Origin of the sequence: Helicobacter mesocricetorum, assembly GCF_900198605.1 — a bacterium.
GTDB classification, from domain to species: Bacteria; Campylobacterota; Campylobacteria; order Campylobacterales; family Helicobacteraceae; genus Helicobacter_D; species Helicobacter_D mesocricetorum.
The window spans coordinates 63,555-78,051 of the sequence record NZ_FZPJ01000010.1 but is presented as its reverse complement, the minus strand read 5'-3'; the positions used below and the strand labels follow the sequence as shown (position 1 = coordinate 78,051).

Genomic DNA, 14,497 nt, shown 5'->3' with positions numbered 1-14,497 from the left:
CGCAAGACTTCCATTAAAGACTAAGCAAATTGTATCCAAAAAATGTTTAATTACTAAAATTTTTATGCTACAATTCCCAGAAATCAAAAGCATTGTAATTTTTAGCATTAGTTCTATAAATTCAATCAAGGAGTAACATTATGTTAAACAAAGCAGTTCCATTATCATTAGTATTGTGTGGTTCGCTCTTTGCGGCAAATAATCTACTAGAAATCACCCCACAAATTGGAGGAGATACGCATGTTGATAATCCAAGATATAAAAATGGTATTGACCTTACCTATGGTATTAAATTTGCTGGAAGAGTAGCACCAACGGCACTCTTAGAGGTTGGTTATGATAATATTAAAGATGCAAAATATAGACATAGTGCCACACACGACAAAACTTCTATCAATCGCTACTATTTAAATGTCGTTAAAGAATTTGAGTCTTGGCAAAATACCTCTCCTTATATCCTAGGCGGTATCGGTTATGAAGATGTGGCTAGCACAAAACAAAGTCTAGATAGTGCTCCTTTTGGACAATATGGAATAGGGCTAAGGTGGGAAACTTTTGAATATTTACACCTCAAAACAGAGCTTAGACACCTGATAAACTTTGATGGTAGAAGTGATGTTGTAGCAATGTTGGGATTTAGTATTCCATTTGGAACTTTTGCCCAACAAGAAGAAATAATTATTAAAGAAGAGGAGGTATTGGTAGAACCAGTCATACAAACACCTGTTTTATCACACATACATACCTTTTCTGTGCAATTTCCTTTTGATTCTTTAGAAATTTCTCCTCGATATAATCGAGAAATTATGGATTTTGCCAATTATATGAAAGAAAATCCCAGCAAAAAAGCCATTATTAATGGATATACCGATAGCCTTGGTAGCGAAGAATATAACCAAAATCTTTCAGAAAAAAGAGCCAAAGCAATCAAAAATAAAATTATAGAACAAGGTGTTTCTGCTACAAGATTAGAAGCAAAAGGACACGGAGAAGATAATCCAATTGCTACTAATGAGACTAGAGAAGGTAGGCAACAAAACAGAAGAGTTGAAGCAGAAATTTATCATTAAACTCTAAAAACTAGGATTAAGATTTAATTATGAAGCCAATAATAGAAAATAATGTTGCCATCTATATCCCTGATATAGAATTAGAGATGAAACAAGCCAAGCAGATTTGCGATGTCTTGGTTTCTAGCAGTGCCACCATTCGTAGTCTTTCGTTAAAAGCCATTTATTTTTCTTTTGAAAATATTGAATCTTTTGATGAAAGTTCTGTTATGTTGATAGCAAAAGCATTACTTGCTATGCACAACAAAATTAGCATTGCGGTAGCCTTTATCGGTTATAATTCCAAACAATATGCCAAATTAAAATCTCTGTTACCCAATAAAAGTCTGCCACTTTTTAAAACAAAAGCAATGGCAGACTTATTATTGGGACTAAAAATGCCACCATTAAACCAAACCATCCTCTACTATGACACAGATGGGATGGTTCAAACCTTAATTTCTCAAGAATTAAAGGGTAAAGGTTATGATGTTCTCTCCATCAACACGCCACAAGAATTTTCAGAAAAGAAAAAACAATTTTCAGATAAAGCTTTTTATCTTTATGATATTTATTTTGATGTTGCAGCCAACTTTATCCCTATTGCTATCAACAATGGGATAGTAACTTATACACTCTATAAAAAAGTAGATAAAAACATTTCCTTATCTTTTAATATCCAACGACACAATGCAAGACTTAAAGAGGGTTATAAAGTTTTCATTTTTGATGCAAGTGAAACACAGAATTTTGATGTTGCCGTCTTAGACTTCATTATGTCCTTAGCCCTTAATGGTAAAAAATTTGATGCCCATATTGCAGTTTGCGGATTAAATTTTTGTCTTGCCGATAAGGATAAGCTTGATTCTTATAAACGTGCGCAAATATTTTTCTTTGATTCTATGGAGGAATGCAAAAAAGACTCAAGAATCCAAGAATTAGCCAAACAACATCAAATAGCGGAACAAAACAAAAAGAATCTAACCAAACAATTAATGGCACAACTTCCTATTTTTATTAATGCAAGCCTTGAAACACTTTCTTCTCTCACAGGTGGAGAGGTCAAACGACTTGATTATAAAGTAAAGAACTATACACAAACCGGTGAAAAAGATATTATGGGTGCAACTATTAGCTTTGAAGGGGATATAAGTGGAACTCTTGCCTTGTGTTTTAGCAAGGAAATTGTCAAAGAAGCTTCTACAATGCTATTTGGAGAAGAATCCCAAAGCGATGAAGAGCTTTTAGATGTTATTTCAGAATTTGCCAATATTATAGCTGGACGCTCCAAGGCACTTTTGGCAGAGCATAATATCTCCATTGGTATTTCTCTACCCAAGTCTTACTCCAACGAAGAAGAAATGGCAAATTTACTGATAGATAAGCAAGGTGTGCAGATTAATCTAGCCCTCAATGATAAACCTTTAAATCTATTCCTTACCTATTAAATAAGATTCTAAAATCATTAAAGCGGCAAGACTATCTAGCTTGCCATCTCTCCTTTTTAAACCTTTGCTTCCTCTTGCTCTCTCTAGTGCTTCTTTTGAACTAAAAGATTCATCTATAAAACAAACTTCGACTTCCTCTGGAAGACTTAGCAAACCTATAAAATGCTTAATTCTAATCTCCATATCAGAATTACTTTCTTTAGGAATCCCCACTACAAGAATATCAATCTTATTGCTTATTACGAAGTCTTGTAAGGCTTTTGCGGCTTGATTGCGATTCTTTCTTAAAATAGGGGCAATGGGTAAGGGGATATTCTGCACATACCTCGCTAAACCTATGCGTTTAAGTCCCACATCAACAGCTAAAATATTTTTCATACAACTTCAACCCTACCATTATTTCTTCTTATTTTACCCTCTAATTCGTATTCAAAAATTCTATCGCCAAATTTTAGTAAGGCTTCTTCAAAAAATGGATTATGCCTACAAAACTCTAAAATCTCATCAATAGGTTGGGCTTGGATACATTCTCCAAAGAGACTTTCTAAAAACTCATTCACATTCCAAATAACCTCCGCTAAACCCTCTTTAGCAAGATATTCTGTTCCCTCACTCTCACCTAAGCGGTGAGGAATAACATAAATTTTCTTCTTTAAAGAAAGTGCATATTCAGCACTTTGCATCGAGCCACTTTTTAAATTTGCCTGTGGCAGTATTATACATTCCCCCAAACTCACCACAAGTTTATTACGTTCTAAAAAAGAATAAGTTTTAGGCTGATAAGAAGGTGCAAATTGGCTTAAAACAAGAGATTGTTCATACATTCTTTGAATCATTTGGAAATTTGTCTTAGGATAAATAATGTCTAAAGAACTTGGAGCAATCATAATCGTGAGAGGCAGAGAAAAAGAATGTGCGATAATATCTATACCTAATGCTCCACCACTTACGACAACCATCCCATATTGGGAAATTTTTTTAGCAATCTCTTGTGTAAAATGTTGCGCATAGAGATTTGGATTTCTTGACCCAAGTATTGTAACTTTGCGCTTATTAAGTAAAGATAAATTACCTACATAGTAGAGTTTTTGGAGATTTAAATGCTGAAGCTCTAAAGGAATCTCAAATAATTCTTTCAATAATCTTGTTCTTTTTGAATAATATAAATAACAATATCTTCTACAAACTGGTAATAGCGGTAACCATCGCTATTGCCATCTTCTTCAAATTTATCTAAAAACTCTTCCATAGGCTTACCCTCTAAGAGTTTAATAAGTTCAATACTTTTACCAAAACGATCATAATAACGTCTTATAGTAATCTCCCAATTCACATCTGCTTCATAGACAGCATTATCAATTTGCTGCAAATACGCAATTTTCATTAAAGAAGCAATCTTATCTATCCAATAAGGAATCTCCATATACTCCCCTAAAGTTATCATTGCTTGTTTTGCGTTACCCTCATAAGCATAAACTCTAGCAGCTTCATAAACCTCTAAGAAAATTTTAGTAAATTCTTTAAATTGCACCATAGAACGCAATTGCTCATTATCATTAACCATAGAATAAACTTTTTTAATCTCTTTTTTTTCAATGGCTAGTAAAAAACTCTCTTTTTGCTGGATTAAAACAATTTTTTCTTGAGCAAAACGTTTTAAATTAGGAAACACCAATAAAGTTTCCGCAATCTTTTTAGCTTCATCATACTGAAGTTTCTTTTCTAGTTCAACGGCATTATCAAGCATTCTCTCACCCAATAATAATACCTTTTTATATAAATCGGTTTCTCTTAGAAAAGAAAACTTAAAAGTTAGCGAAAAATACTCTTTAAAATTACGATTTTTAATATGATTATCTGCCTTAACAAAAGCATCAGCGTTATGCAAAAGTTGAGCTATCAGCTCTTTTTTGGGAGTAGATTCAAAGGGTTGCAAATGCTGTTTTACCAACCTTTCATTTAATTGCACATTTTCAATAAGAAGTTTTTTTGCTTCAAAAAAAGCTTTATTCCAAATATTTTCAAGCTTTTCATAAGCCTTGGTTTTAACCAAAAACTTCGCTTTTTGCAACATTTCATAAGCTCTTTTATAATTTTTGCTATCAATACATTCTAAAAAATCTTTCACTCCATCTTTTTGGGCTAGATAAAAATCAAATTCGCTTTTTTTGCTTTCATCTACCACAAAAGGCTCCACAAGCTCGACAGCAGAATCCACTCTATCTTGATTGAGTAGATGAACAGCTTGTTCTAATATATTAGGCCAAACATCATCAAAGGTTTTCATTAAAGGGTGAATACTTAAAAAAATATTTTTATCAATAACTTCCCTAGCGGCTTTATAATCTTTCCTATCAATACTTTCTTTCAACTCCTCCTTTCCTTCGTTGTAATCAATAATCAATAACCCTCCATCAATACAACCAATATATAAAAACCCATTAGAAAATTTCAAAGAAGAGATACCAGCGTGTTCATTTTTAATCTCTATAACTTTGCTATTGTCTTTTAAAGAAAGCACATACAAGCTATCAGAACGCGTCCCAACTAGTGCATAATTTTCCTCTTCATCAATAGCAATGCTGGTGGGCCAAAATGCAAAAGGAGTCTTTGATGAGAGGATTTTTCCTTCTTTAAGGCTAAAAATAATGCTATCTCCATTACGACACACTAATAATAACTGCTCACTTTTCTCAAAAAAGCAAGAAGCCTCTACAACATCAGTTGTTTGGAAATTAAAAGCAACTTTATGACACAAAACATCAAAGATTACGGTAAATTTATCGTATCCGCTAATAGCCATAAATTCGTTGTTGTGAGAAAAAGAAATTACAGAAATGTAATCTGAACGCGCCATAAGTGAGGTAATAGGCAAAAAGCTCTTAGCGTCATAAATAAAGACTCTACCATCTTGTCCGCCTGTGGCAAAAAGCTCTCCATTATTAGAAAATCTGCAAGTCTCTATATCTCCATCGTGATCACTAAGTGTTGCTATATGCTTTATTTTTCCATCCTCATACTCCAAAATAAAGGCTTTATGATTTTCATTAATAGGGATACAAAAATAACGATTCATAGAGATTCCACAAGCGTGAGAATAACGATGAAAAGATTGTGCATCTTTGGCAAAACAAAGAGTCTTTTCAATCTTTAAGTTTTCATTAATTTGGGTGATAAAAAAGGTATTATCAACACAAAATGTGCAATCACCTGCTTGCTCTATTGTGAGAATACTACCTGTTAATTGATGAGTTTCTTTTAGACTTATCATTAAAATATTCCTGTCATTTTCTAACCTAATTCTAACATAAATTAACTATAAATTTTTATTATTTTATGGCACAATTAATTCATTCACATAAACTAAATCAACGCCACTCTCTTTTAAATAGCCAGAAGCATTTTGAAGTGCTAATAAAGTCTCTTTATGAGGATGCCCAATAGCAATGGCGTATCCTTTAGTTTTCGCAATTTTAATGGCTTTCATCAAATTTGCAGTAATCTTTTGAATATCAAGCTCATTATCCAAAAAAACATCTCTTTCTAAAAAGGGTGTATTTTGACAGGCATTAAAAGATGGTTTAGGGTGATATTGGTAATATTTTCTTGTTACACTCCCTGCTATGGTTCTTGAATCCACAAAAGTAATACCTTCTTGCTCTAATGCCTCTAAAAGAAACTTCATTAGGGTTTCATTTTGGGTAAATTTACTACCCGTATGGTTATTAATATAAGTCAAATCAGGAAAGTCCTCTTTGAGAGTTTTGATTTTTTTCTGTATAGTTTCTTTGGAATCTGTGTTAAGCAGTAAATCGTGTCCCTTTTGGTAAAAACTTAATGCTTCAAGTGGCAAATGCACCATATAAAAAGGTGCAGTTTTTGCTATATTTGGAGTATTAGGGGAAGCCTTACCCTTAGGAAAAATAGAAGGCGTAACTTTAAAAGGCAACTGCATAACCTTATGGTATTGTCGGATAAAAGCTATATCATCAATAATAATAGCAAGTTGAGGTCTTATACGCTTACAATTACCGATTAAATTTTTATGATTTGAAGACACTTCTGCAAGGTTTTTTTGAGATTCCTCTTTTAAAGGATTTGTGATTTTAGGTGTATGTTGCAAAGAATCTTCTTGCTTAGAAAAATTATCCTCCAAATATTGATTAGTCTCTAATAGGTCTGAATTTTTCTTCAAGAATTCTACATTTTGGTATAGCAGGTATTCGTTTGTTTCTCTAAGATTTTTTATCAAAGAATTAGCAATATCATCTTGTGAGGTTTTTGTAGAAATGGGGGTAGAGGATTCCTGATAATTCTTAAATAAAAAGCCCAAGATACCTATTAATGCCAAGAATACCAAAACAAGAATAACAAACTTGCTTTTTTTATTTATCAAAAAGAATTTCAACTTCTAAAGTAGTAAAGTTTTGATTAGAATCTGTTTTAATATCAATCTTTTGGGCTTTTGTATATTTTTTAATAACCTCTAAAATTTCTTGTTTCATCGCATCTATATAAGGAATATTTACAGCACGTTCGTGAGCTAAAATCAAAGTCAATCTGTCCTTCGCTTCTTGTGCAGAAGTTTTCTTATTCCCAAAAAATTTCATAAAACTCATGAAAAAAGCCTTCCAAGAAACCCTTTTTTAGGTTTTAATTCCAAATAAGGCACTTCTTCACCTAAAATTCTTCTTGCTATATTTTTATAAGCCTGTGCTGTTAGATTGTTAGAATAAATAATCGGCTCTCCTAAATTTGTGGAAGAGATGATTTTATCATCTTCTGGAACAACCCCAATTAAGGGCAAAGCCAAAATATTTAAAACATCTGCTATGCTTAACATTTCACCCTTTTCTACCATTTCTGGTTTCAGACGATTGATAATAACAGATTTTTTAACTTCCTCTCCAGAGGCTGCTTTTTTGCTCTTAGCATCAATAATGCCAATCACTCTATCAGCATCCCTAACACTAGAAACTTCAGGCGTAGAAATAACTAATGCCTCATCGGCTAAAAACATAGCATGTTCGAATCCTCCTTCAATACCAGCAGGAGAATCTAGCAAAATATAATCAAACTCATTTTTTAGCTTTTCAATAAGGCAAACTACTTTTTCTTTCTCTAAGATATTTTTATCTTTACTTTGAGAGGCTGGAAGAAAATAAAGATTCTTTGTCTTCTTATCATTAATAAGTGCTTGAGAGAGATTACATTCCCCCTCCATAACATTGACAATATCATAAACAATACGATTTTCTAAGCCTAAAATCATATCAAGATTGCGCAATCCAATATCAAAATCAACCGCAACTACCTTTTTACCTAAAAGTGCTAATCCAACTGCCAAATTCGCTGTTGTAGTTGATTTTCCAACTCCACCTTTTCCCGAAGTAATCGTAATAACTATTCCGCCCAAAATATACCTTTAATCATTCTAAGAAACTAGGGTTAGAATAATAACCCAAACCTACAAAAACGATATTAATTTTTTTCTTTATCGATAAGCTTACCAGAGGCTATCCAAGGCATCATATTCCTTAAACTTTGCCCAACCTTTTCAATAGGATGATTAGCAAGATTCTTCCTCTCTGCATTCATCCTAGCATATCCAGCTTTGCGCTCTAAAATAAAGTCTTTAGCAAAATTCCCTTGTTGAATATCTTTTAAAATTTCTTTCATAGCCTTTTTAGATGCTTCATTAATAACTTTAGGACCACTTACCATATCTCCATATTCAGCAGTGTTTGAAATAGAATAACGCATATCGGCTAAACCACCTTGATAAATCAAATCCACTATTAATTTTAACTCGTGCAAGCATTCAAAATATGCCATCTCTTCAGGGTATCCTGCTTCTACTAATGTTTCAAATCCTGCCTTAATGAGGCTAGAAACACCTCCACACAAGACAGCTTGTTCTCCAAAGAGATCAGTTTCGGTTTCATCTTTGAAGGTAGTTTCGATAATCCCGCTTCTTCCGCCACCAATGGCACTTGCATAACTTAAGGCAATAGCTTTTGCATCATTTCTATCAGTATCTTGCTCTATGGCAATCAAATCAGGAATCCCGCCACCTTTTATAAATTCCGATCTAACCGTATGACCGGGAGCCTTTGGCGCAACCATAATAACCCCTACGCCTTTGGGAGCTTTAATTTGCCCAAAGTGGATATTAAATCCATGTCCAAAAGCAATAATCTTACCTTCAACCAAATATGGTTTAATATCGGTTTTAAAAACATCTGCTTGGAGTTCATCAGGGATTAGTATCATAATCAAATCTGCCCATTTTGTAGCCTCACTAACCTCCAATACTTTGAAATTTTTAGCTTCTGCTTTTGCCCAACTTTTACCTCCTTTATAAAGCCCAATGGCAACTTCAACACCCGAATCCCTCAAATTCTCTGCGTGTGCATGCCCTTGACTCCCAAATCCTATAATAGCAACTTTCTTCCTTTGAATTAATCCTAAATCGCAATCTTTATCATAATAAACTTTAAGTGCCATTTGATACCTTTTTAAAAAAATATTGGAATGGATTATATTCTAATTAAACTTAAGCTATTTTTGAAGTTATTACCCTTTAGTTTCCAACGCTATTTTCGGTATTATTTTCAACACTTACTTGGTTGCGTATTTTCTCTGCATTTTTTTTACCAAAGCCCTTAACTTTTTCTAATTCATCCACAGATTGAAAAGGTTGCTTTTCCCTATAATCAATGATAGCTTGAGCCTTTGCCTCACCTATACCATTAATTTTCATTAACTCTTCTTTACTTGCAGTGTTTAAATCTACTCCTCCAAATAAAAACGAAGCCATTAAAAAGAATGCCACCAATAATTTCATTTTCTACTCCTTAATTAAATTTATCTCTTAATTGTAACAAAAAGCATTTTTATTACCCTAAATCTATCAAATATTTTTAATAAAATACTTATTTATAACTTTTAGTAACACTATACTTTACGAAAACTCAAAGATTCCAGCAAATGCTCTTTGGTTATATGTTTAGATTGTGCTAAATCCGCAATACTTCTTGCTACACAAAGAATTTTATGTTTTTGGCGCAAAGAAATGCCAAAACGTTCAATGGCTAACTCCAAAACATTTTTGACTTCATCTCCCAAACAACAAAACTCTGCTAACTCCTCCCCCTCCAATCTTGCATTGAAACAATCTTGTCCTCTTTGTTTTTGGAATTTAAAAGCCTCTAAAACCTGCTTTTGCATTTCTTTAGAAGTCATAATGCTCTTCTCTTGCAATCCTTCTTGCATTTGCACAAACATATCCAATCTATCCCAAAAAGGTTCAGAAATTTTATTTTTATAGGCATTAATCTCTTTTTGGTTACAACGACATTCTTTAGAAATGCTCAAAAGATTCCCGCAAGGGCAAGGATTCATAGCCCCTACAAACAAAAAATCCGTAGGGCAAGTAATTTTTGCGTGAAGTCGCGAAATGGTAAAATAATGATTCTGTAAGGGTTCGCGCAAAGATTCTAAAATTGTTTTAGGAAAATGTGGCAATTCATCAAAAAATAATACTCCCAAATGCGCTAAAGTAATTTCACCGGGTTTTACATTTTGTGCTACTGCGCTTCCTAATATTGCTGCTTTTGTTGCGCTATTATGAGGATTCCTAAATGCCCTAAAAGGAGAAATTTGAAGTGTATGTGAAGCCATTTTTAAAATTTCTTGCCCCTTAAGAGGAGGTAAAATATAAGGGATTCGAGAGGCTATCATACTTTTACCACTCCCAGCACTTCCTTCAAAAAGTATATTATGGAATCCACAAGCTGCTATCATAGCAGCCCTTTTTGCCCTCTCTTGACCTATAATGTCCTTAAAGTCCAGAGGAAAATCCGTGCTAAAATAATACTTCTCTCCCAAAATCTCTTCTGATAAAAAAGGTAATTCTTCATAACTTGGACTTAAGGGGGGAGGGTTTTTTAAAATCTCAATCCCTTCTTGCAATGTATCAATGTAATAAGCCTTTAAATGAGGGATTTTAGAATAAAATCCTTCTGCACTTTTTGGAAGCAGAAAAAAAGATTGTTGGTTTTTATGTTTGCTAAGTAAAGAAAAAAGAAGAGGATAGATAGCTGGAGTATCTTTTACTCTCCCATCTAGTCCAAGCTCTCCAAAAGCAAACCAAGTTTTCTCATCATTATCCTCTTGCTCATTGAAATGTCCATACAAAGCAATTAAAAGGGCTATGGACAAATCATAAAAACTCCCCTGTTTTGGTAAATCTGAAGGAGAAAGATTAACGGTAATCTTTAAAGGAGGGAATTTAAAACCATTAGCTAAGAGCGAAGATTGCACCCTCTGTTTGGATTCTTGTATAGCATTCCCTGCTAAACCTGTGATTTGAAAAGAAGGCAAAGCCTTAGTAAAGCTTATCTCCGCTTCAACTTCTTTAGCCTCTAATCCCTCTAACGCCGCACAATATAGGATATTTAAACCCATGCCTTACAATTCTTATTTTGCTTAAAAACTTTCTCGAATTTTTTGCGCTTCACAATAGAAAGTTTATCAATAAATAAAACGCCATTTAAATGATCAATTTCGTGCTGAAGAACAACAGCTAAATAATCCTGTGCTTCCATTTCTTTAGGATTCCCAAATCTATCTTGATAGACAACTTTTATCTTCTGAAAACGTTTAACATCTGCATAAAAATCCGGAACACTTAAACAACCCTCGCTAAAAAATATTTCGCCACTTTTTTCTAAGATTTCTGGATTAATGACTTCTATTAAATCCTCTTTAACCTGATTCCCTTCTTCATTAGGCAAACAAACAAGTAAAGCTCTAATGGGTTTTGCAACTTGAATAGCCGAAATTCCAACTCCATTCTTTTGAAGCATCACTTCATACATTCCATCTAAGAGGTTGTGTAAATCCTCATCAAAAGTTTCAATAGGCTTTGAAATTTGACGCAAAAGAGGATTGGGATAAGTGATGACCTCCAACATTACTTATCCTCCAAAAACAACAAATGAAGAATCGCTACTAGCGGCTTTTCTTAAAGCTTCAATGGTATTTTCGATAAATTCTTGAGCTTTTGTGTTTTTGTTAATCTCTAAGATTCCACTATTAACAGATAAAATCACCTCTTTACCATCAAAGTAAATATTGGTAGAACTGACATTATCACAGATTTTATTAGCAAAACGTTTAGCACCATCTTTATCACTATAATGTAACAACACAGCAAAAATACCTTCTCCAATATGAGCAATTGGATCGCTTTTGTCAGTAAAATTTCGCAGGATTTTTACAATAGTCTTATTAATGGCTGTAAATTTTTTCTTATCCGCAGTAATTTTTTCAAGCTTCTTTGAAACTTTAAAAATAATAAAAGAATGCGTATGTTTGACGTCTTTAGCAGAATCAAGCATTTTAATAACTTTAGATTCCATGTATTTTCGAGTGAAGACTTTATATTTAGAATCTAAGATAGAAGAAGCAATAATATCTTGCACATTATCCGCACAGGCTTCATATAGGTTTCTAATCTCATTCATCTGCTTTTTTAGAGTTGTGTGCAATTCTAATAATTCTTGTTCGAAGACTACAATGATATTCTGAAAAGTATTTGTATTATTAACGGCAGCAATTTCTTTTTTGTGGTTTTGAACAATACGATACAATAAGCTAAAGTTTTTATGCACCGCTACAATAGTCTGCAAAAGTTTTGTGATAGTATTATAGCTTTCAGAGACTTTTAGCTCAAGCTCGGTCTGCACTTCAATTAAATCTTCATCCCTTGAACCAAAAGAAGCTAAAAGTTCATCTCTAAACTCTTTGGGTTTTTCTTTTAAAAGTTTTTCAAAATAAATTTTATAATTCTCTGGTAAAGGAGCTACATCATTAGAACTCATAGCATCCAAGACTTCTTTGCTAAATCCTTGAATGTCTATGGTAGAAACATCCTCTGCTTCATCTTCAGAATCATTCATTTCTTGATTCTCATCCATATCAATATCCTGTGCTTCTTTCAATTTTGCTAACTCTTCGCTCATAACAATTACCCTTTACCCTTTATTATTTCAAACTTTTAACCAATACCGCATCAATTAAACCATAATCTTTTGCTTCTGTGGCACTCATAAAAAAGTCTCTATCAGTATCCTTAGCGATTTTGTCTAAAGGTTGATTGGTGTTATCTGCTAAAATATCATTTAAAATTCCTTTTAAACGCAAGATTTCTTTTGCTTGAATTTCGATATCCGTAGCTTGCCCTCTAGCACCGCCTAATGGTTGATGAATCATAATCCGAGAATTAGGCAAAGAATACCTCTTGCCCTTCTCTCCACAACTCAACAAAAAAGCCCCCATACTAGCTGCTTGACCAATACATATAGTGCAAATATCAGGCTTAATATAATTCATTGTGTCATAAATACTAAATCCACTTGTAATAACACCACCTGGAGAATTAATATATAAATAAATATCTTTTTCGGGATCTTCTGCTTCTAAAAATAATAACTGCGCAACGATAGAAGAGGCTAAACCATCATTTATTTCGCCACTTAACATAACAATCCTATCTTTTAATAATCGCGAATAAATATCATAGCTTCGCTCCCCGCGACCAGTCTTTTCTATAACAATAGGAACATAATAACTCATTTATGCCTTCTTATCCAATAGATTCATTAAAACTCTATCTTCTAACATAGCCATTTTTACAGCCGGAAGAAGATTATTGTTTTTATAATATTCTAAAATTTCTTGAGGGTTTTGTCTCATTGCCATAGCCTCATAATAAACAGCATTAATAACTTCATTATCAGGTATATTTATGTTCTCTCTCTTGGCAATCGCATCTATAATGAAAGTAATTTTAACACTCTTTTGTGCGTTTTCTCTTTGTTCTTCCCTCTTAGCTTTAAGCATTTGCTCATCTTTAACCAACTTTTCTTGCTCTTCTTTGCTCAAGGAAGCAAAAGCATTTCGGAGCAATAAATCCATCTCTTGCTCTACAATGGTTTGGGGTAAATCAAAAACAATCATTTTGTTGAGATTTTCTACTAGAGCCACTTTTAGTTCATTATTATAAATCTCGTGTTTCTTTTGGGCTTGTAATTGCGCTTTAACCTTTTCTTTTAACATTTCTACATTGGCTTCTTTTTCTTCAGGCAATAAAGTCTTTGCGAAATTATCATCTACTTCAATCTTTCCTTGCGTTTGTATTTCGTGGAGCTTGACCTTAAAGGTTGCTAATTTACCTGCTAGATTCTTAGCTTGATAATTCTCTGGAAAGGTTACTTCAATAGCTCTCTCTTCCTCCTTTTTCATACCAATAAGCTGCTCTTCAAATCCCTCTATAAAAGACTTACTACCGATTTTTAGAAGATAATTTTCCGCTTTTCCTCCCTCAAAAGGTTTATCATCTATAAATCCTTCAAAATCTATTTTGGCATATTCTCCATCTTTTAACTTCCTACGACCATCTTCAATACTAATTAGAGGGGCTCTAGCAGTAGCAATCTCCTCTATCTTTGCCTCAATGTCTTTATCACTAACCTCTGGAATATTTACAGGAGGGATACATTCCTCTAAATTATCAAGAGGAATAGAAGGGGTTAATCCGATCTTGAGTTCAAGCTCTAATCCTTCTTTTGTTGGGTTAAATTTAGTAATTTTTGGATCTCCTACTAACAAGCTAGGTTCCACTTTTAATATCTCTAAAATTTCTTTTAAGATGTCTTGAATGCACTCTTTTTGTGTATCTTCTTCAAGTTGCTTTCCATAACGAGCTTTAATCGCTGCAACTGGAACATGTCCTTTTCTAAAACCATCAATTTTAAGATTTTTTCCTGCAGATTTTATAACCTCTTGTAGTTTTTTATCTAATTTCTCTTGAGAAATAATTACCTCTGCGGTTGCATTTGCACTATCAATTCTATTCACCTTTAAGCTCATTGTGCTTTATACTCCAAAAACATAAAATAACAATATTAACAATTTTTTCATTATAACAAATAT

15 protein-coding genes are annotated in these 14,497 nt (G+C 33.2%); 2 read left to right on the top strand and 13 right to left on the bottom strand.

What is annotated here, in order from left to right:
• Positions 1-140: 140 nt before the first annotated feature.
• Together C6H18_RS03065 and C6H18_RS03060 are read left to right on the top strand one after the other, a co-directional pair.
• The gene (locus C6H18_RS03065) at positions 141-1,070 is read left to right on the top strand and encodes an OmpA family protein (RefSeq protein ID WP_104721640.1); all 930 of its coding nucleotides are present in this window, start codon (positions 141-143) and stop codon (positions 1,068-1,070) included.
• 29 nt (positions 1,071-1,099) lie between these two features.
• A complete protein-coding gene (locus C6H18_RS03060; protein WP_104721639.1) occupies positions 1,100-2,497 on the top strand; it encodes a chemotaxis protein CheX in 1,398 nt (465 codons plus the stop codon).
• Here C6H18_RS03060 and ruvX read toward each other — a convergent pair.
• From ruvX to tig, 13 genes are all read right to left on the bottom strand, one after another.
• Complete coding sequence (ruvX, locus tag C6H18_RS03055; RefSeq protein ID WP_104721638.1) at positions 2,480-2,875, bottom strand: Holliday junction resolvase RuvX; 396 nt, start codon at positions 2,873-2,875, stop codon at positions 2,480-2,482. The two genes, C6H18_RS03060 and ruvX, sit on opposite strands and share 18 nt — an antisense overlap.
• Positions 2,872-3,636: a DNA-processing protein DprA gene (locus C6H18_RS03050; protein ID WP_104721637.1), complete on the bottom strand. Its 765-nt coding sequence runs from the start codon at positions 3,634-3,636 to the stop codon at positions 2,872-2,874. The genes ruvX and C6H18_RS03050 overlap by 4 nt, the downstream gene beginning before the upstream one ends.
• Entirely contained in the window at positions 3,633-5,768 is a 2,136-nt protein-coding gene (locus C6H18_RS03045) for a WD40 repeat domain-containing protein (RefSeq protein WP_104721636.1), read from the bottom strand. The genes C6H18_RS03050 and C6H18_RS03045 overlap by 4 nt, the downstream gene beginning before the upstream one ends.
• Positions 5,769-5,831: 63 nt before the next feature.
• A complete protein-coding gene (locus C6H18_RS03040; RefSeq protein WP_104721635.1) occupies positions 5,832-6,893 on the bottom strand; it encodes a divergent polysaccharide deacetylase family protein in 1,062 nt (353 codons plus the stop codon).
• Positions 6,883-7,116 carry a cell division topological specificity factor MinE gene (minE, locus tag C6H18_RS03035; protein WP_104721634.1) on the bottom strand — a complete coding sequence of 78 codons (234 nt, stop codon included), beginning with the start codon at positions 7,114-7,116 and terminating at the stop codon, positions 6,883-6,885. Before minE ends, C6H18_RS03040 begins: the two co-directional genes overlap by 11 nt.
• The gene (gene minD, locus C6H18_RS03030; RefSeq protein ID WP_104721633.1) at positions 7,113-7,913 is read right to left on the bottom strand and encodes a septum site-determining protein MinD; all 801 of its coding nucleotides are present in this window, start codon (positions 7,911-7,913) and stop codon (positions 7,113-7,115) included. Before minD ends, minE begins: the two co-directional genes overlap by 4 nt.
• Positions 7,914-7,978: 65 nt before the next feature.
• Complete coding sequence (gene ilvC / locus C6H18_RS03025) at positions 7,979-9,004, bottom strand: ketol-acid reductoisomerase (protein ID WP_104721632.1); 1,026 nt, start codon at positions 9,002-9,004, stop codon at positions 7,979-7,981.
• A gap of 76 nt (positions 9,005-9,080) precedes the next feature.
• The gene (locus tag C6H18_RS03020) at positions 9,081-9,344 is read right to left on the bottom strand and encodes a ComEA family DNA-binding protein (RefSeq protein WP_104721631.1); all 264 of its coding nucleotides are present in this window, start codon (positions 9,342-9,344) and stop codon (positions 9,081-9,083) included.
• A 110-nt stretch (positions 9,345-9,454) separates the two neighbouring features.
• Complete coding sequence (locus C6H18_RS03015; RefSeq protein WP_104721630.1) at positions 9,455-10,966, bottom strand: YifB family Mg chelatase-like AAA ATPase; 1,512 nt, start codon at positions 10,964-10,966, stop codon at positions 9,455-9,457.
• Positions 10,957-11,475: a peptide deformylase gene (gene def / locus C6H18_RS03010; RefSeq protein WP_104721629.1), complete on the bottom strand. Its 519-nt coding sequence runs from the start codon at positions 11,473-11,475 to the stop codon at positions 10,957-10,959. Before def ends, C6H18_RS03015 begins: the two co-directional genes overlap by 10 nt.
• 3 nt (positions 11,476-11,478) lie before the next feature.
• Positions 11,479-12,525 (bottom strand): GGDEF domain-containing protein, encoded by a 1,047-nt coding sequence (locus C6H18_RS03005; protein WP_104721628.1) that lies wholly within the window; start codon positions 12,523-12,525, stop codon positions 11,479-11,481.
• Positions 12,526-12,547: 22 nt separating this feature from the next.
• Positions 12,548-13,138 carry an ATP-dependent Clp endopeptidase proteolytic subunit ClpP gene (clpP, locus tag C6H18_RS03000; RefSeq protein WP_104721627.1) on the bottom strand — a complete coding sequence of 197 codons (591 nt, stop codon included), beginning with the start codon at positions 13,136-13,138 and terminating at the stop codon, positions 12,548-12,550.
• Positions 13,139-14,434 (bottom strand): trigger factor, encoded by a 1,296-nt coding sequence (gene tig / locus C6H18_RS02995; RefSeq protein ID WP_104721626.1) that lies wholly within the window; start codon positions 14,432-14,434, stop codon positions 13,139-13,141.
• Between the last annotated feature and the right edge of the window lie 63 nt (positions 14,435-14,497).